The following is a 17,966-nucleotide window of genomic DNA, read 5'->3' on the forward strand; positions in this document are numbered from 1 at the left end:
TTCTCCAAAGTGAGGTAACAGATGAGCCAGATCGTGCGGGTTTTGAAGATTGGGGCGTGGATCATCGCCGTGGCCTTCGCGGGGGTGGTGCTGTTGGCGCTTTATGCGCCCTATGAGGCTGGTCAGATGTTGCGCGCCTTGGGTATTGGCATCAGCGGGCAATGGCTGGCCGTCTGGGCCGCCTTTGCGCTGGGGGCGCTGATCGTTCTAGTCGCCCTGTTCGGCGCGCTGAGCGGCTCCGGTTTTCGGGGCCGTCGCGCTGCGGGCAAACGACGCGAAGACTGAAAGGCCTATGGGCAATCGCACACGCCTATAGTATGAGCCGCGCATGACCCCGAAAAAGCAGGACAAGCTGAACCGTAAAAAGGCCTCGCGTCAGTCGCCGCAGCACAAGGCAGCCATTGCCGAGCGCGAATCCAAAGGTTGGGCCCGCCCAGTTCAGACGCCCAGAAATCAGAAGGCCATCGACCGTCCGCTGAAACTGTCCGACGAAGAGGTCGTGTGGGTGAAGTCTATGTTGATCCACGAAGACGGGGTGATTATGGGCTTTAATAAACCGTCAAACCTGTCTTCACAGGGTGGGCGTGGGAACTTCCATAATCTCGATGATATGCTGTGGGCCTTTGCGCGCTCGAATGGCAACAAGCCGCGCCTGCTTCACCGGCTGGATCGCGACACATCGGGTATTATCCTGGCAGCCAAAACGCGTACCTCAGCGGCCTTTGTCGGCAATGCCATAGCCGCGCGAGATGTGCACAAGGCTTACGTCTGCATCGTGGCCAATCCGCATAATCTTAAAGACGAGGGCGTCATCGACGCTCCGCTGCGCCGCGAAGAGATCGGGAGGGAGGCCTATAGCCGCATCTGTGATCCCCATCATCCCGACGCGTTGACCGCCCGCACCATCTATCGCGTGGTCAGCCGCACCGATACCTCCGCGCTGGTGCAATGTGAGCCGTTTACGGGCCGGATGCATCAGATCCGCGTGCACATGGCGCATTTGGGCTGCCCGATTGCCGGCGATGTGCGCTACGGTGGGGCGCTCAGTCTTGACGGCCTGCGTGTACCGCGCCTGATGCTTCATGCCCGTGCCATAGATTTTCCCCATCCCGATGGCGGACGTCGCCGCTGGGAGGCGCCGCCGAGCCCGGATATTCAGGCGTTATGCAAAGGTCTTGGGCTGGGCTGAACGAAAGCCGGTAACCCTTTCAATTGTTTGCCTACTCCCGTTTTTTGCTTAATGCGTCATTAGCCAGATTTCTTACGCTGCCCTTAAGGCTTTGTCGCGATCTTTGTCCAGGTTTGTGTATCCTTTGGGGCAGAAGTGACATGTTTGGGCAATCCGGCGGCCGTGCGCGTCAGGTCTGGCTTAACCCGCTGAAGACGGGTTTCTGGCGTGACGTCAGTGGCAACACCATGATTGCTTTTGGCCTGATTGCAGCGACGTTGGTCGCTGCTGCAGGCGCCGGCGTTGAGTTCAGCCAGGCTCAGGAACAGACCAACCGCCTGCAGGACGCGGCCGATGCGGCGGCGCTGCGAGGGGCGCTCATGGCCAAGGACGAGACCGCGGCAAAGGCCGCCGCTGATACCGTGTTCACCCTCAATCTGACAGACAGCGGCATTGCGCCTACCTCCAAAGGGTTGAAGTTTGAAATCAGCGGTTCGCACAAGACCGCCGTTTATACCGCTACAGCCCAGATTAAGACTACCTTTCTGAAGCTGGCCGGCATTGAGACGCTGACGGTTGGAGCGACCTCAACCGCGGAAGCGGAGATGCGCAAATCCGAGATCGCGCTGGTGCTGGACTCAACTGGGTCCATGTCGCGGGATTCGCGCATGACCAATCTCAAGGCGGCCGTGGACAGCGTTCTGGCCTCGCTGCTGGTCAGTGGCGAGAATGTTTGGGATGCCCGGGTTGGAATCGTACCGTTCGATACGCAGGTCAGTATTCGAGGGGTTCCGGCCGCCGGCATCGCCGGAGAGTTTGGCGAGACGCCCTATACCTATAGCTGTACGGGCAGCAGCATGACGTCGGATCGCTGTACCTCCTTGGGGACGACGCGCGATCTGATGTGCAGCGGTGCGGCGGATGTCGCCGCCTGTAGAGCCAATGCCCGCATCTATGCCTATACGACCAGCGGTGGCACCTATCGGGTATTTGTCACGTCCAACTATGTGCAGAATAACGGTTATTGCTGGCCGAACTATTACACCTATACCTACTGCGGCTATACGGTCGTCTCACGGACAGACTATTACTCAACGACGACCTGGACGCGCACGAACAATGCCAGCAACTCGACCCCGTGGCCAAGCGCCAGCTATTACGGTACGCCCAGCTACAGCTATGCGCAATACAACGGGACAATTACGGCTACGCCCACCAGCGCCGGTGGGTATGGCTCCGGATCGACGACCACCATCAAGGACAACAGCACCATTACGGCGAATTCGGACCTTCTCGGCGTCGGCACCGACAGCTGGAACGGTTGCGTCATCGATCGCAAACAGCCATATGATGTCTCGGGGCAATCTCCTATCGCGTCCAATACTGACACGCTTTATCCGGCGGCCAAATGTGCCACCAATAACCTTTTACCAGTGATGGGGCTGACCACGGATATTGCCGCTGTGCGGGCCCATGCCCAAAAGCTGACGCCGGCCGGCAACACCAATATCACCATTGGTGTGCAGTGGGGTATGGAGCTTCTGTCGCCGGAACTGCCGTTCAATACGGCCAAGCCCTATAGCGACAAGACCAATTACAAGTACATGATCGTCATCACTGACGGTGAAAATACCCAGAACCGCTGGAGCACCTCAGCCTCCACTATCAATGCCCGCACGCTGCTGGCTTGCCAGGCGGCCAAGGATCTTGGGATCACCGTCTATACCATACGCGTCATGGAGGGTAATTCCGACATGCTCAAATCCTGCGCTAGCCGTCCGGAATACTTCTACGATGTGACGGCCTCAAGCCAGCTGACCTCGACGCTTGCTAAGGTTTTCTACTCGATCCAGAGCACGCGCCTGACGAAGTAATACTAAGGGGCATTGAACATGACCCCGGAATGCCTTTCGCGAACATCTGATGCCTTCGGTACCGTTGAGTTAGTCGCGAGGTCTCAATGGTCGAATGCGGGTAGCCTCCTCGTGCGCTGAGATAGGGGGTATTTCCTTAATTTTGTCAGTTAGTTGCTGGCACGCTCACAATCGAAATGACAGGGTTCTGCAATAGAGTGAATCTTAAGCTTTGGCGCGTAAATTGCAGGGCAAAGCCGATACTTAGACACGGATACACTCATGGGCCTGCCTGACTTCTTTCGCGATCGACGTGGCAACACAGCCGTTATGTTCGGCCTGTTCTTCTCTATCCTGATAGTCTCGATGGCCGGAGCCGTGGACTACTCGAACGTCATCTCGCGCCGTAGCAAAGCTCAGGACGCGCTGGACGCGGCAACGCTGGCCGTTGCCGTTTTGCGCCCGGCAACCGTTGAGCAGGCTCAGGCGGCCGTAAAGCTGCGTCTGGACAAGGAACTGGGAGACAACCCGGACAAGGTCGTTATTGGTCAGTTCAATTACGATACAAAGACACGCACCTACTATGTGACGGCCAAAGGCACCTATAAGCCGTTTCTTCTGGGCGTGGTAAACATCAAGGAGATCCCCTACGAGGTTATTAGTGAGACCATTCAGGCGGCCAACGGCACGTTGGAACTGGCGCTGGTCCTCGATAACACCGACTCCATGGGACAAATCCTCAATGGCAGCAGCACCCGGCTCGATGTCTTGAAAACCGCAGCAACGAACCTTGTTAACACGGTTATGACATCTGCGAACAAGGACTATGTAAAGGTCGCTGTTGTACCCTATGCAGATTACGTCAATGTCGGTTTGGCCAATCGGAGCCAATCTTGGGTTTCGGTGGGCGCAGACTATACGGTGCCTGCTGCGGCCAAGACCTGCACCACAATCTCTACTAAACAGGTCTGTACTGGTGGGGTATATGGGACTTGCGACTCCATCAAAGATGGCGTGCCTATCAAGGTCGGATGCTGGAAAACGCCGCAAACCTGTACGACGGTAAATATAACACCTTATCAATCGTGCAATAACCCGCAACCGACCTACTATAAATGGTATGGTTGTGTGCGCCATCAGGTCGATTCCAAAACCAAAATGCTCGTTCTGCCTGATCCGTTGACTGCCTACACGGGCGTGCTCGAGACGGCACAAAAGTGCCCGACGGCCATCCAGCCTCTGAGCAATGACAAGACTGTGGTGACCAATTCTATCAAGGGGCTGGTCAACAGCATCGGCAGCTATAAGCCGGATACCTTCATCCCAGGGGGCCTGCACTGGGGCGTCAACACGCTATCTCCGCCGGCGCCCTTCAAAGAAGGGATGGCCTATGATTCCAAGAATAAGGAACCGAAGAAGGTCATTGTTCTTATGACCGATGGCGCCAATACGCTCTACACCAATTCCTCTGGCCAGATCGTATCGGCAGCGACAGGAAGTCCGCCGACGATCAGTTCGTCACTGGTCGCCCCGACCTACACAGCTCAGGATAATGCCTGTAAATATGCCAAGGGTAAGAATATCGAAGTTTTCGTTATCGGACTTGGGGTAACCGATCCTACGGCGCTGAGTGCGCTGAAATCCTGCGCCACGGATGCCCAGCACTATTTTGATGCCCAGAATGCCAATGACCTGATTGAAGCCTTTGAAATCATCGGCGGCAAACTGAGCGTCGTGCGTCTGATGCAATAACTGAGGCAGAAAAGCGCCGCCGCTCAGATAAGCGTCTTTTCTCAACCAGTTGACGGTGTTAAGCGAAGAGGCGGGGACGTCGTGTTCCTGCCTTTGTTGCTGTGGGATGGATCATGAACCAGAAGATTGACTGGAGCGAGCTGTTCTTTTCGTCCACCGGACGAGTGCGTCAGACGCCGTTCCTGATCGCCCTGGCGGTGCTGGTCGGACTGTTCATGATCTATGACTCGGCCATTACCGGGGCACCGCGCGTGCTGACCGGATGGGTGGTCTATCCGGCGCTATTGTTCTGCGCCGCGTGTGTGCTGTCGAAGCGCCTGCACGACCGGGGGCGCTCCGGCTGGTGGGCGGCGGTGATCCTAATTGCGTTCATGATGGTGTGGCCGCGCCCAGATAACTTCCTAGACTTTGTTGGCGCGCTGGTGCTGCTATGGGCTGCCATTGACTTAGGCGCGATGCCCGGCGAGAGGGGCGCGAATAGGTACGGCCGTTCCACCCGGTTTGCCGAGCCAGAGACCGTGTGAGCCCTGCCTCAGTCACCGGCACATCGCTTGCAGCGGGAGATGAATTGCGGCAAAGACACCGCATGACCCTCGATGAACTCAATATCTTCTGCCGGTCGCTCGTGGCTGCCACGCATGTGGTGCAGTGGGGCGGACACGATGTATGGAAGGTCGGAGGGAAGGTCTTCGTCATTGCGGGCAGACAAACCGATGGGCATTTGTCGTTCAGCGTCAAGGTCTCCCCCGTGGCGTTTGAAATTTTGCGCGATCACCCCGATTGCCGCCCGGCCCCCTATTTGGCGTCGCGGGGCATGAGCTGGATAGAGTATTACACCGGTGATCAGATGTCCGGAGATGAATTGCGCGGCCTGATCAGCGACTCGTACCGTCTGGTTGCCGACGGCCTGTCGAAAAAGAAACAGAAGGAATTAGGGCTTTGAACTATCGCCACGGCTTTCACGCCGGGAACTTCGCCGACCTGTTCAAGCACGCGGTCCTGTTGAATTTTCTGCGCGCCCTGCGGGAGAGTGCACAGCCGCTTCAGGTGGTGGACAGCCACGCCGGGGCGGGCCAGTACGACCTGTCCGATCCGACCTTCTCGCGCTCCAAAGAGGCCGAGGCTGGAATAGGCTATCTGCTGGGGGGGGATGTGCCGCAAAGTCTTATTCCCCTGTCGGACTATGTGTGGGCCAAGAATCGGGCGGCGGGGTTCAAAACGCGAATTGGTCTATATCCCGGGTCGCCGCTTCTGGTGCTCGACCATCTGACGGCGGAAGGCAGCTATATGGGCTGTGAACTCCGCAAGGACGATTACGAGCGCTTGAGGGCGACGGTAATGCCTCGCGGCAAGGCGCGTCATACGGATGGCTATGAGGCGGCGGTCGAAATGGCTGAGCCGGATAAAGATTTTTTTCTGCTGATCGATCCGCCGTTTGAGCAGTTCGAGGACTATGAGCGCATCAATCTGTGCCTGCGCGACGTGCTGAAAAAACAGCCCACCGCCAAGGCTTTGGTGTGGTTGCCGCTGAAAGACCTTGAGACATTCGACCGTTTCCTGCGCCATATGGAATGCGAGCTTCTGGAAGACCAGACAGGGGAGGGCGGGCCGGATATTGCTGTGGCCGAACTGCGCCTGCGGCCTCTGACCAATCCGTTGAAGATGAATGGTTGCGCGCTTGTGACGGTCAATGCGCCCGCTTCGGTGGTCGAGGCCATGCGCGACATTGCCGACGATCTGGCTCAGGTCTTTGCCGAACCGGGTGGCAAGGCCTCGGTGTGGACGTTAGATTAATCGCTGATCACGCGAATTTGCCCATTTAGGGCGATCGGTCGCATAGGCGGCTGTGAATTTATGTGTTAGTTTTGTGCGCTGCAATATTTTTTGAGCGCACGAGGCCACGAGATGTTGACTATGACGCAATCTGATCTGCCCGCGTTTTCACTGCCCACCTCCGAAGAGATGAAGAGCGCGACCGAGCGCCTGACCCATTTTTGGATCGGGGCCTGCTCGCCGATGTGGGTGCCGTTTTTTGCTGCGACCAGCTTCGGCGTTTCTGCGTGGATGCTGTCCGGTGTGCCGGCGCGGCGCCCGGGCGGCAGCGATCTTTATAAGGATCTGCCCAAGGGCTTTGTCGATATGATGAGCCTGCGTCAGACCTGGTACAAGGCCAGCGAAGACGCTGCCCATGTGCTGGAAGAAGTCAACGAGGCCGTCCGTGAGGCCGCCGTTGTGCCTGTTATCGCGGCTATCGAGGTCGAGGACGCCGTGGTCGATGCCTTAACGGAACTGTCCGAGGCGAACGGGAGCGCAGCCGCGCCGGGCATAGAGTTTGCCCCGGAGCCCGCAACTGAACTCGCGTCTGCGACGTCAGAAGCGCAAGTCGCCGATGGGGTGCTGCCAGAGCCGCTCGTCGAGTCCGCCCTTAAGCCGGTGCCGGCTGTCAGATCCGCGCCTAAGCGCCGCCCCGCGCCGCGCAAATAGCTTATTTGGCTGGGTAGATATCCACCCGGATTGGGCGGTGGTCGGAGCCGTAGTAGGGACCAGCCTTGCGATTGCGCAGGCTGAGCGCCTGGCCGGCAAAGGCATTGTCGATGCCGATACGCAAGGGAGCGGGCAGGACGGCGGGCCATGTGCCCACCGGGGCCGGGGCCGCGAACAGGCCCAGATTGCGACTGAAATCCATGAGGCCTGAGGCCGAGGGGGTGGTGTTGAAATCTCCGACCAGCACCGTGCGCTCCGGCCGTTCATCGCGCAGATCCGCACGCAGCCGCTCCAGTTGCCGCGGTTGGTTGCCCGGTGCGCTGAACGGCCACGGGCGCGTCAGATGCGAAACCGCGAGATTAAACGCCCCCGCAGGTGCTCCAACCTCTACGGTCAGCAGGCTGTAGCCAATAGGGCGGGCGCGCGGCCGCGTGAGGGGGTAGCGCGAAAACACAAAGGTGTCATAGCGGCGGGCCATGTGGGGATAGGTCTGGCGCAGTTTCGCCGCCAGCGTCTCTTCGGCCAGAGGTCCGGCTTCGACGATGGCGACGACATCGGGGTTTTCTGCTGTGACCCAGTCGAGTAATCGCTCTGGCGTCTCGTTGTTGACGTATAGGTTGGCGAAGATCAGCCGCACCGGGGTCGCCTTGGTGTCCGTTGGGGGGTGGGGCGGGCTAATCTGCGGCCAGAAGCTCAAAGCCAAAACACCGGCCGCTATCAGGCTGATGAGAGCCGAGGCGCGTTGACGCAACTGAATGAGCACAAAAGACACCGCTAAGGCCACGCTGAGAAGGGGCGCGGTGAAAATATCGATCAGATAGCCCCGTGCCTCATGCGGGTCGAGCAGGCACGCTGCGCCCATGCCCAGCAGAGCAAGGCTCAGCATAAAAGTCAAAAATGAAAACAGCCTGAGAACCAGCAAGACTTAGCGCAGGACGACGGCGGTACCTGAACAGGTGACCATCAGCATGGTGCCCTGAGAGACGGTTTCATAGTCGAGGTCGACGCCGACAATGGCATTGGCGCCGCGTTGCGCAGCTTCTTCCTGCATTTCCTTCAAGGCGGCTTCGCGGGCGGCGCGTAGCACTTTTTCATAGGAGCCCGACCGACCGCCGATAATGTCACGGATACCGGCAAACAGGTCGCGGAAGATATTGGCCCCCAGAATGGCCTCACCGGTGACGACGCCGATATAGGTGTCTATGCTACGGCCTTCGACGCTGGGTGTGGTAGTGACGATCATGATTAATTCCCCTAACTCACGTAATTGACGCATAACCCCGCTACAGGCAATGTCTAGCCATAACGGGCGAAGGGGAGCAAATGACATGTTTGTCAGGTCGGCTTATGACGTGCAGAAGGTCTACGACTCAGTAGGCACAATCAAGCGCCTGTCGGATCGCATTATCGGTATCGGCCCGTTCAACCTGATCGGGCTTGATGGCCTTTTGGCGTGGCTGCCGTTTCCGGTCGTTGGGGCGGTCTATTCATTCGGGGCCTCGGCGTACATACTGCTGAGTGGGTTTCGCGCCCGCATTAGTCCGGTCGCCTGGGTGCAGGCGGCGGTCGTTCTGGCGCTCGATCTGGGCATCAGCGGACTGGAGGAGGTCGCGCAACTTATCCTCCCGTTTTTCCCGGTGGGGGCGGTGGCGGATACCCTGTATCAGGGGCACCTCTACGCCTCGCACATCGTGCAAAAGGACATCGAAAAAACGCTTTACATCGAAGAGAGCGGCCGCGAAGCCCACGCGTCGGGCCGACACCAGGGGAATCTGGCGACGATGAAGGCGACCAAAGGGAAAAAGCGCCTCGTTTATCTTCTGCCCTGAAGTCGATCCTCGCCGCTCAGCTATCGCGGATACTGACAGGCTTCCCTTCCGTTGAGGTCCAAACGTGTCCTTGCAAAACGCCCCTCCCTTGGCCTGCCCTTGTTTCGAGCGGGGCGGGCATAAAAAGCACATACCCCGCAATGAACGCCTTTGGCGGCCTGATGTCCTCGCTCAGGCCCGCGTCAAGCAACGCGCGGTCACCATAAAGCCTGCCACATTGCATGTGGGCGGCGCGCTTATATGCTGCCCGAAGGCGCATCTGGGGTGGCCTGGGATGACCTCCCACTGGTGACTCTTCCGTCCATCAAGGCCGCGACTGGTCCCTTCTCAGCCTGCCCGACGCGGCGCGCGTGACCATCGGCTTTATGCAGGTTCAAGCCACCTTGTACGCCTTACAAAACCTTTGGCGTTTGGATTAGCGCGACAGCAGTTGTGACCAACCGTCTTTTGATCAGTAGGCGACAGGTCCTGTTCAACTACGCCGGGGGCGGTTGTCACTCTCAGTGGCAACAAGCCTGTAGGGACTGAGGAGGTCGGCCTTGTTTTTCAACTGCCTTTTCGTCGCGCGGCTTGCAGTGGACCTTGAGCTCGGACTTCTGACGCCCAAGGCTTCGCTCCAAGGGTCGTGCTTCATATCGTTTAGCCGGTGGATCGGCCTACGCTGCGCCACAGGGTTGATAGGTATGGGCCGGGAAGGCCCTAAAGCAATTTGCGTGTTTGTGCAGTAGATGCGCGATATTCTCAGCGCGGGAGGACTTGTATCAGCAAGCTATGGTATCTTCAGCTAGGACGAGCGGGAAGATAAGGTTTCGATTCGGACACCGGACGCGCCCCGATGTCATTCTGTCTGCCATGCAACTGGGCGTGCGTTATGACGAATTGATCCAGTTTTTGCTTAAATATTTTTAGTGGCAAGCCCCGGATATGGCGAAGGCCCGGTCGTTTCAGAACCGGGCCTTCATGGTGCCGTATGGCAGGATTGAACTGCCGACCTCAGCCTTACCAAGGATGCGCTCTACCACTGAGCTAATACGGCTAAACCGGTGTGAAGACCGGCTGAGGACGCGGCTAATACCCAAACCGAGGCGAAACGCAAAGCGAAAAGTGCATTTTTCGCTCGCTTTTTGTGGATGGAACGCTAAATCACCGGCCTATGAGCGACTCTCCGAATAAAAACCCCAGGGACGAGAAGGCCGAGCGCCTCAATGCCGCCCTGCGCGCCAATCTCCAGCGGCGCAAAGCTGCTGCCCGCCGTCCTGAGCCCACACCGATCCGTAAGGACGACGCGAAAAACTAGCTGTTGCACCTGCGGCCCGGTGATGTAGAACGCGAAATCCATTTCATTTCCAAAGCTCTGAATCGGGGCGGCCCCGTCGGCAGAAATGAAAGTTCAGACATTCGGATCAGGCGTACTCAATGGATCGTATTGCGTTGGAAGGCGGCGTGCCGCTCAAAGGGGACATTCCCGTCAGCGGAGCCAAGAATTCCGCGATCAAGCTGATGGCGGCGTCGCTGCTGACTTCAGAGCCGGTGCGCCTTACCAATATGCCGCGTCTGGCCGACACCCGCCTGCTGGGCCGCCTGCTGCAACGCTTTGGTACGCAGATCACTGAAACTAACGGACCGGACGGGCATCAGGAAACCCTGCTGCACACCCCGGAAATCACTTCGGCCTTTGCACCCTACGATCTAGTTCGTCAGATGCGCGCGTCGTTCAACGTGCTGGGGCCGCTTCTGGCGCGCACGGGTCATGCTAAGGTGTCCCTGCCGGGCGGCTGCACCATCGGCGCGCGCCCGGTCGATCTGCACCTCAAAGCGCTGGAGGCGCTGGGGGCGCATATAGACATGCACGAAGGCTATGTCTTCGCGCAGGCGCCGCGCGGCCTCAAAGGGGCTGAGATTGAGTTCCCCTTCGTTTCGGTAGGCGCGACCGAACACGCCCTTATGGCCGCCGCTTTGGCGCACGGCACTACAGTGTTTAAAAATGCTGCCTGTGAGCCGGAAATCGTCGATCTGGCTGAATGCCTTAACGCCATGGGCGCGAAGATCACCGGGGCCGGGACGCCAACCATCGTCATCGAAGGCGTCGCTTCGTTAAAGGGCACCGACTGGGCAGTGATCTGCGACCGTATCGAAGCCGGCACCTACGCGCTGGCCGGGGCGGCCATGCCGGGCAGTGAGGTACGCCTGACGAAGGTGCGCCCGGAACTGATCGGTATTCTGCTCGACAAGATGCGTCAGGCGGGCTGCGAGATCGAAACGACGGCAGATACGGTGACGATCCGTCGAGGTCAGGAGCGCCTGAAAGCTGTCGATATCACCACCGAAGTCTATCCGGGCTTTGCCACCGACCTTCAGGCGCAGTTCATGGCCCTGATGACCTTGGCGGAAGGTGAGTCCACGGTGCGCGAAACCATCTTTGAAAATCGCTTCATGCACGTGCCGGAACTGGGGCGTCTGGGTGCCAATATCTCGGTCCTGCACGGGGGCGAAGCGAAGGTGACGGGCGTTGAGGAACTGCGCGGGGCGCAGGTCATGGCAACCGATCTGCGTGCTTCGGCCTGTCTTGTCATTGCTGGTTTGGCGGCGCGCGGTGAGACGGTCGTCAACCGGGTCTATCACCTCGATCGCGGCTTCGAGAACCTTGAGGGCAAGCTTTCCGCCTGCGGGGCCAATATCCGCCGTATCAAGGGCAATGACCCGATCGAGGAAGAATAAGCCAAATGCCAAAACGTGTGCACCGGTTTTTGGATAGGAGGCGTTGAGATTACGGATGTTCGGGTGGTTTCACAAAAAGCCGAAACCGCTCCGTCTTCTCGCGCAGAGCGAAGAGGACGTGGTGCCGTTGAGCGCGCTGTTGCAGGATGCGGCCCTGCGTGGCGAAGACGTGCGTTACGACGCCCGCGCTCGCGCTCTGACCCTGCGTTTCAATCGCTTTTGCCATGAACACAAGAGCCGCACGCCTCTGCGTGCCGCCTGTGCGTTGCAGATCGGCTCGATCACAGGCCTTCGGTCGCGAGGTTTCGACGTGCATCACCCGCCGCAGGGCATGACCATTCTGCATCTGGCCACCGAACCGCTCGACGCGCCGGCCTGCCACCTCTATCTGCGCTTTGCGGGCAAGACCGCTGCCGAGCTGAAGATCGAGGTCGAGGCCGTCGATCTTCTGCTTATGGACCTCGCAGCGCCTCACCGCGCCCGTTCGACCCCTAGCCATCCGGTGTAATTATGAAACTGGCCCGTATCGACATCGACTCCGACAGCCTGGCTTCGCCGTCTCCGGAAGTGGAGCATGAGCGTCAGGTCGCCATGTTCGACCTGATTGAAAAAAACAGCTTCAAACCCGAAGGCGGTTCGGCGGAAAAATACGATCTACGCCTGGCCTATGAGGATGGGCGGCTGGTGTTTGATGTGTCGGGCGAGGGCTATGCCAAAAAAATCATGCTATCCTTCACGCCGCTCAAGCCGATCATGAAGGACTACGCCATGATCTGCGAAAGCTACTATGAGGCGCTGAAAAATGCCACGGTGGGGCAGATTGAGTCGATCGACATGGGCCGTCGCGGTATCCATAATGATGGAGCAGAACTGCTAACCGAACGTCTGGCCGGCAAGATTGAGATCGATCACGAAACCGCACGACGTCTGTTTACCCTGATCCATGCCCTGCATCTGCGAGGCTGATGTCGTATGCTGAGGTGCAGAATTGGGGTGTGGCTGAAAAACCCCGGAACACCTAATTCGTCGGAAATGAATGATCGTTCATTTTGAGTTCATCAAGATGGCGGTTTTGCCGCAATCTCCTATTAAATTTATGTTTTTCTTGTAAAAAAGTCCAGAAATGGCCTTTGAGGCGGCCCAATGCGGCCCCTTTGCGGAGCGATTGTCTTGTGGTCGCTGGAGCCTCAGCTCCGGTCGGCGCAACAAAGAGTGCGGTTCATGAAAATCGCACGGCACACGAAGACAATAGGAGTTCACTATGAAGACCATGCTCATGGCTACTGCCGCTTTGGCTGCCGCTGCTTTCGGCGCGTCCACGGCTTCCGCGCAATCCCTGTCGCAGCCCGAGGTGTATGGCTCGATCGGTGCGACCGCCACGAATAACAACGAGTCCGACTCTAGCCTTAACTCGATGAATGCGCGCCTCGGCACCAAGCTGACCCCGCACTTCGGGCTCGAAGGCGAACTGGCCGCCGGGACCAACGGCGACACGACCAATACGGGCCGTTACAAGCTGACCAATAAGAAGGCCGCCTACGCCGTGGGCTTCCTGCCGGTTTCGGACCGCGTTGAGCTGATCGGCCGCGTGGGTGTTTCGGACACCAAGCTGAAAAACTACAACAACTCGCCGATCGCCGAAGATGGAACGGCGCTGGATGTTGGTGTCGGAGCGCAGATGAAGCTCAATGACGCCTACGCCATCCGAGGCGACTATACCCGCTCGGCTTTCAAGGATGATCGCGGAAATGCCGACAACCTGTCGGTCAGCGTGGTTCGGAAGTTTTAATTTCTACCCTGCAAGCTAACCAAGGATTGGCGGAGTTCCGAAAGGGGCTCCGCCTTTTCATACGCGCTTTCCCTCTTTCCACTTAACCCGTTTGGGTATAAAGGGAGCGCCACTGATTTTCATGGGCGACATCGCATGACGATTCGCCCTTTTCCCTTTCCATGTGGGGCCGAATGGCAAAAGAAGAACTGTTGGAGTTTGCGGGTACCGTTGTCGAGCTTCTGCCGAACGCGACATTCCGCGTGACGCTCGAAGACTCGGGGCATGAAATCATCGCGCACACTGCGGGCAAGATGCGCAAGAACCGCATCCGCGTGCTGGCTGGCGACCGTATCATGGTTGAAATGACGCCCTATGACCTGACTAAGGGCCGCATCACTTATCGGTTCAAATAAGTGTTGGCCGCTTTAAGTAAGGGGCGCGCCTGATGCTGCCCCTTATTCTGGCCAGCTCCAGTCCTCGCCGTGTGGACCTGCTCGCCCAGATCGGCCTGAAACCCGATCGTATCCTTCCCTCCGATATTGATGAAACGCCGCTGAAAAGCGAGACCCCGCGCGAACTGGCCGGGCGGCTGTCGCGCGCCAAGGCCGAAGCCGTAGCGGCGCTGGTTACGCAGCCCGCCTATATTCTGGCCGCTGATACGGTGGTAGGGGTGGGGCGGCGCATATTGCCCAAGGCGGAAACGGATGCCGAAGTTCGCGCCTGTCTCGAACTGATGTCCGGCCGCAGCCATCGCGTCTATACTGGCGTCGCGCTGGTCTCGCCTAAGGGTCTGTCAGCGCGGGTGGTCGAAACCCGTCTGCAATTTAAACGCCTGAGCGCCGAAGAGATCGACGCCTATATTGCTTCCGGCGAAGGTCTAGGCAAGGCGGGCGGCTACGGTATTCAGGGCCGCGCCAGCGCCTTTGTCATTCACCTGATCGGCTCCTTTCCTTCGGTGGTGGGGCTGCCGACGTTTGAGACCCTGCAACTGCTGCGCGGCGCGGGTTACAGGGGGTGAAACTGTATGGTGAACAGCGGTTTGGTCTGATGCGTGCCTGTTTGGCGCGCGACGGGCTGCCGCTGCTCTATGCTGAAGGTCCGGCGCTGGATACATCCCTAACCCTGTGGGGAACGCGTTCGGTGGCTCGGCTAACCGCCAAATCGGGGCGGATCGGCTTCCTTAAACTCGCCGATGGTCAAGAGGCCATGACTGATCTCAGCGACCCCAATGCCCTGAACGAAGGTACGGCAGTCGAGGTCGAAATCGCCGCTGAAGCTCGTGCCGACAAATTGCCCCGTGTCCGCCTGCTGGGTGTCAGCGATGGGCCGCCACGTCGCCTGTCGGACCCGTTGGGGCTGATGGAGCGCCTGAAACAACAGGCGCGGCGCCTGATTGACCCTCAGGTCCGGTTTGAGCCCGCCGAAGACCCCGATGCCCTCGATATTGCCGAGGCGCAGGCGACCCAGCCCAGTTTCGACCTGCCCGGCGGCGGTTATCTGTCCATAGAGGCGACGCGCGCCCTGATCGCGTGCGATATCGACATGGGGCGTGCTGGGGAAGGGATGATCCACACGCCACGTCAGGCCGCCAAACGCCTCAATGAGGTGGCGGTTGAAGAGTTGGTACGCCGTCTGCGCCTGTCCAATCTGGCGGGCCTGGTGGTGGTCGATCTGATCGGCAACAAGCATAATGGTGAGAAGCTGACCGGATTGGTGCAGTCCGCCTTTGCGGCCGAGGGGCGAGCCATCGCCTGCGGGCCGATTACCCGCTTTGGGACGCTGGAATTCAGTCGGCCGTGGGGCGCACAGCCCCATATGGAAGAGACGCCGCTGAGGGCCGCACGGCGGCTCCTGTGGCGCGCCGTGGCCGAAGCCCGTTCGGATGTCGGTGGCCGCCTCCGGTTGCGCGCGCCAGGCCCGGTGGCCGATCAGGTGCGCCAGTGTCTGAAAGACAGCCTTGACCCGCTGACACCACGCCTCAGCGTCGAAACATCGTCGATAACCGAGGTGGTTCCACTGCCGTAATGGTTCCGCAGACCTCTCGGGACGCGTTGAGAAGAGGCCCTATAACTCTCGGTCGCACTATTTTCCGGTACATTCCCCGCGCCTCTGTTTGTTTGGAGAGAAGGCCTGATGATTTTGATCCGCCATATGAAAGCCAGCCGCAGGTCTGCATTTACAGCGAAGTGACGAAAAAAAAGAGCGGGTCGTGAGACCCGCTCTTTCTACATAGTATTGGGAGATTTTGCGACGGGGGCGACCCGAGCAAAACATTATCGCTATGGACCTTTGTCCACGTCCCGATCCGCAGGAACGGGACGTGAGCCAAATTAGAAATCCATACCGCCCATACCGCCCATGCCGCCGCCAGGCATAGCCGGGGCCGCTTCTTTCTTCGGGGCTTCGACCACGGCGGCTTCCGTCGTGATCAGCAGGCCCGACACCGAGGCCGCGTCTTGCAGAGCGGTACGCACAACCTTGGCCGGGTCGATGACGCCATCGGCCACCAGGTCCACGTACTTTTCGGTCTGAGCGTTGAAGCCGAAGTTGGCATCGTTCGATTCCAGCACCTTGCCAACAACGATCGAGCCTTCGACGCCCGCGTTTTCCGAGATCTGACGGATCGGCGCCTGCAGGGCCTTGCGCACGATGGCGATACCGGCGGTCTGGTCGTCATTGTCACCGGTCAGGTCGGCCAGCTTCTTCGACGCCTTCAGCAGAGCCGTACCACCGCCCGGAACGATACCTTCGTCCACGGCCGCGCGGGTCGCGTTCAGGGCGTCATCGACGCGGTCCTTCTTTTCCTTCACTTCGACTTCGGTCGAGCCGCCGACGCGGATGACCGCGACGCCGCCGGCCAGCTTGGCCAGACGCTCTTGCAGCTTTTCCTTGTCGTAGTCCGAGGTGGTTTCTTCGATCTGTTGCTTGATCTGAGCCACGCGGCCTTCGATTTCCGCCTTTTCACCGACGCCATCAACCACGGTGGTGGTTTCCTTGGTGATCGTCACCTTCTTGGCGCGGCCCAGCATGTCGAGAGTCACGGTCTCAAGCTTGATGCCGATGTCTTCGGAGATCACCTGGCCGGCGGTCAGGATGGCGATGTCTTCCAGCATGGCCTTGCGGCGGTCACCGAAGCCCGGAGCCTTGACGGCGGCGACGCGGAGGCCACCACGAAGACGGTTGACGACCAGCGTGGCCAGAGCCTCGCCTTCGACGTCTTCGGCGATGATCAGCAGCGGGCGGCCCGACTGAACCACGGCTTCGAGGATCGGCAGGATGGGTTGCAGGGTCGAGATCTTCTTGTCGAAGATCAGGATGTACGGGTCTTCGAGGACCGCTTCCATCTTGTCCGGGTTGGTGACGAAGTAGGGCGACAGGTAGCCGCGGTCGAACTGCATGCCTTCGACGACGTCCAGTTCGGTTTCGGCGGTCTTGGCTTCTTCGACGGTGATGACGCCTTCGTTGCCGACCTTGGCCATGGCGTCAGCGATCATCTGACCGACTTCGGTGTCGCCGTTGGCCGAGATGGTGCCGACCTGAGCGATTTCCGAGTTCGAGGTAACGGGCTTGGACGAGGCCTTGATTTCGGCGATGGCGACGGCCACGGCCTTGTCGATACCGCGCTTCAGGTCCATCGGGTTGCGGCCCGAAGACACCGACTTCAGACCTTCGACGGCGATGGCCTGAGCCAGAACCGTGGCAGTCGTGGTGCCGTCACCGGCCTTGTCGTTGGTCTTGGAAGCGACTTCGCGGATCAGTTGCGCGCCCAGGTTTTCGAACTTATCGGCCAGTTCGATTTCCTTGGCGACCGACACGCCGTCCTTGGTCGAGCGCGGCGCGCCAAACGACTTTTCAAGGATGACATTGCGGCCCTTGGGGCCAAGCGTGACTTTCACGGCATTGGCGAGGACATTGACGCCGCGCAGGATCTTGTCGCGCGCGTCCGAGGAAAACAGTACGTCTTTAGCAGCCATTTCGGGTGTTCCTTTGGTTGCGTATTATCAGAATAGGGGCGACAGAGCGGATTAACGCTCGACCACACCCAGGATGTCGGATTCTTTGAGGATCAGCAGGTCTTCGCCGTTCAGCTTGACCTCGGTGCCGCCCCACTTGCCGAACAGAACGCGGTCGCCGACCTTTACGTCCAGAGCGACTTGCTCGCCCTTTTCGTTGCGGGCGCCCGGCCCGACAGCGACGACTTCGCCTTCTTGCGGCTTTTCCTTAGCCGTATCAGGGATGATGATCCCGCCCTTGGTCTTGGCTTCTTCTTCAACGCGCTTCACGAGAACGCGGTCGCCCAGCGGACGAAAGCTCATATGATGTCTCCGATGTTATTCAGATGGATGTGTTAGCACTCAGTATGCCTGAGTGCTAACGCGCCCCTGAGTTAG

Annotated in this window: 21 protein-coding genes and 1 tRNA gene; 17 read left to right on the top strand and 5 right to left on the bottom strand. The window is 59.1% G+C overall.

The features are described from left to right. Window positions 1–21 precede the first annotated feature (21 nt). The 8 genes from ASTEX_RS05830 (at window position 22) to ASTEX_RS05865 (ending at window position 7,257) form a co-directional block, all read left to right on the top strand. On the top strand, window positions 22–285 hold the full coding sequence (locus ASTEX_RS05830; RefSeq protein ID WP_013478684.1) for a hypothetical protein: 264 nt from the start codon (window positions 22–24) through the stop codon (window positions 283–285). Between the two features lie 43 nt (window positions 286–328). Then, window positions 329–1,189 (top strand): RluA family pseudouridine synthase, encoded by an 861-nt coding sequence (locus ASTEX_RS05835; protein ID WP_013478685.1) that lies wholly within the window; start codon window positions 329–331, stop codon window positions 1,187–1,189. 140 nt (window positions 1,190–1,329) lie between these two features. Beyond that, entirely contained in the window at window positions 1,330–3,042 is a 1,713-nt protein-coding gene (locus ASTEX_RS05840) for a pilus assembly protein TadG-related protein (RefSeq protein ID WP_013478686.1), read from the top strand. Between the two features lie 261 nt (window positions 3,043–3,303). Next, the gene (locus ASTEX_RS05845) at window positions 3,304–4,773 is read left to right on the top strand and encodes a TadE/TadG family type IV pilus assembly protein (RefSeq protein ID WP_013478687.1); all 1,470 of its coding nucleotides are present in this window, start codon (window positions 3,304–3,306) and stop codon (window positions 4,771–4,773) included. Between the two features lie 113 nt (window positions 4,774–4,886). Further along, window positions 4,887–5,297 (top strand): DUF805 domain-containing protein, encoded by a 411-nt coding sequence (locus ASTEX_RS05850; RefSeq protein ID WP_013478688.1) that lies wholly within the window; start codon window positions 4,887–4,889, stop codon window positions 5,295–5,297. A 62-nt stretch (window positions 5,298–5,359) separates the two neighbouring features. Further along, window positions 5,360–5,716: an MmcQ/YjbR family DNA-binding protein gene (locus ASTEX_RS05855; protein ID WP_013478689.1), complete on the top strand. Its 357-nt coding sequence runs from the start codon at window positions 5,360–5,362 to the stop codon at window positions 5,714–5,716. Further along, entirely contained in the window at window positions 5,713–6,567 is an 855-nt protein-coding gene (gene rlmJ, locus ASTEX_RS05860) for a 23S rRNA (adenine(2030)-N(6))-methyltransferase RlmJ (protein ID WP_013478690.1), read from the top strand. The genes ASTEX_RS05855 and rlmJ overlap by 4 nt, the downstream gene beginning before the upstream one ends. 120 nt (window positions 6,568–6,687) lie before the next feature. After that, window positions 6,688–7,257, top strand: coding sequence for a hypothetical protein (locus tag ASTEX_RS05865; RefSeq protein ID WP_041658554.1), 570 nt, complete (start codon window positions 6,688–6,690; stop codon window positions 7,255–7,257). 1 nt (window position 7,258) lies between these two features. Here ASTEX_RS05865 and ASTEX_RS19245 read toward each other — a convergent pair whose 3' ends face one another. Together ASTEX_RS19245 and ASTEX_RS05875 are read right to left on the bottom strand one after the other, a co-directional pair. Further along, entirely contained in the window at window positions 7,259–8,143 is an 885-nt protein-coding gene (locus tag ASTEX_RS19245; RefSeq protein ID WP_013478692.1) for an endonuclease/exonuclease/phosphatase family protein, read from the bottom strand. A gap of 39 nt (window positions 8,144–8,182) precedes the next feature. Then, window positions 8,183–8,500 (bottom strand): heavy metal-binding domain-containing protein, encoded by a 318-nt coding sequence (locus tag ASTEX_RS05875; protein WP_013478693.1) that lies wholly within the window; start codon window positions 8,498–8,500, stop codon window positions 8,183–8,185. 85 nt (window positions 8,501–8,585) lie between these two features. Here ASTEX_RS05875 and ASTEX_RS05880 point away from each other — a divergent pair, with 85 nt between their 5' ends. Beyond that, window positions 8,586–9,086, top strand: coding sequence for a DUF4112 domain-containing protein (locus tag ASTEX_RS05880; RefSeq protein WP_013478694.1), 501 nt, complete (start codon window positions 8,586–8,588; stop codon window positions 9,084–9,086). 961 nt (window positions 9,087–10,047) lie between these two features. On the opposite strand, the gene ASTEX_RS05890 is transcribed toward ASTEX_RS05880, so the two are convergent. After that, window positions 10,048–10,122: transfer RNA gene (locus tag ASTEX_RS05890), tRNA-Thr, on the bottom strand. A 117-nt stretch (window positions 10,123–10,239) separates the two neighbouring features. On the opposite strand from ASTEX_RS05890, the gene ASTEX_RS20490 reads away from it, so the two are divergent. The 8 genes from ASTEX_RS20490 to ASTEX_RS05930 all read left to right on the top strand — a co-directional run bounded on the left by ASTEX_RS20490 (window position 10,240) and on the right by ASTEX_RS05930 (window position 15,600). After that, complete coding sequence (locus ASTEX_RS20490; protein WP_168148072.1) at window positions 10,240–10,383, top strand: hypothetical protein; 144 nt, start codon at window positions 10,240–10,242, stop codon at window positions 10,381–10,383. A 119-nt stretch (window positions 10,384–10,502) separates the two neighbouring features. Next, window positions 10,503–11,804, top strand: coding sequence for a UDP-N-acetylglucosamine 1-carboxyvinyltransferase (murA, locus tag ASTEX_RS05900; protein ID WP_013478696.1), 1,302 nt, complete (start codon window positions 10,503–10,505; stop codon window positions 11,802–11,804). 55 nt (window positions 11,805–11,859) lie between these two features. Then, window positions 11,860–12,312, top strand: coding sequence for a DUF2948 family protein (locus ASTEX_RS05905; protein ID WP_013478697.1), 453 nt, complete (start codon window positions 11,860–11,862; stop codon window positions 12,310–12,312). A 2-nt stretch (window positions 12,313–12,314) separates the two neighbouring features. Then, on the top strand, window positions 12,315–12,770 hold the full coding sequence (locus ASTEX_RS05910) for a UPF0262 family protein (protein ID WP_013478698.1): 456 nt from the start codon (window positions 12,315–12,317) through the stop codon (window positions 12,768–12,770). A 295-nt stretch (window positions 12,771–13,065) separates the two neighbouring features. Continuing rightward, window positions 13,066–13,593 (top strand): porin family protein, encoded by a 528-nt coding sequence (locus tag ASTEX_RS05915; RefSeq protein ID WP_013478699.1) that lies wholly within the window; start codon window positions 13,066–13,068, stop codon window positions 13,591–13,593. Window positions 13,594–13,766: 173 nt separating this feature from the next. Next, window positions 13,767–13,988, top strand: a complete 222-nt coding sequence (infA, locus tag ASTEX_RS05920; RefSeq protein ID WP_041658556.1) for a translation initiation factor IF-1 — start codon at window positions 13,767–13,769, stop codon at window positions 13,986–13,988. A 32-nt stretch (window positions 13,989–14,020) separates the two neighbouring features. Beyond that, entirely contained in the window at window positions 14,021–14,593 is a 573-nt protein-coding gene (locus ASTEX_RS05925; protein ID WP_013478701.1) for a Maf family nucleotide pyrophosphatase, read from the top strand. Between the two features lie 29 nt (window positions 14,594–14,622). After that, window positions 14,623–15,600: a ribonuclease E/G gene (locus ASTEX_RS05930; protein ID WP_049781691.1), complete on the top strand. Its 978-nt coding sequence runs from the start codon at window positions 14,623–14,625 to the stop codon at window positions 15,598–15,600. 305 nt (window positions 15,601–15,905) lie between these two features. On the opposite strand, the gene groL is transcribed toward ASTEX_RS05930, so the two are convergent. Both groL and groES read right to left on the bottom strand, forming a co-directional pair. Continuing rightward, the gene (groL, locus tag ASTEX_RS05935; RefSeq protein WP_013478703.1) at window positions 15,906–17,549 is read right to left on the bottom strand and encodes a chaperonin GroEL; all 1,644 of its coding nucleotides are present in this window, start codon (window positions 17,547–17,549) and stop codon (window positions 15,906–15,908) included. 51 nt (window positions 17,550–17,600) lie between these two features. Then, window positions 17,601–17,891 carry a co-chaperone GroES gene (gene groES / locus ASTEX_RS05940; RefSeq protein ID WP_013478704.1) on the bottom strand — a complete coding sequence of 97 codons (291 nt, stop codon included), beginning with the start codon at window positions 17,889–17,891 and terminating at the stop codon, window positions 17,601–17,603. Between the last annotated feature and the right edge of the window lie 75 nt (window positions 17,892–17,966).

Origin of the sequence: Asticcacaulis excentricus CB 48 (genome assembly GCF_000175215.2) — a bacterium.
Taxonomy (GTDB): Bacteria; Pseudomonadota; Alphaproteobacteria; order Caulobacterales; family Caulobacteraceae; genus Asticcacaulis; species Asticcacaulis excentricus.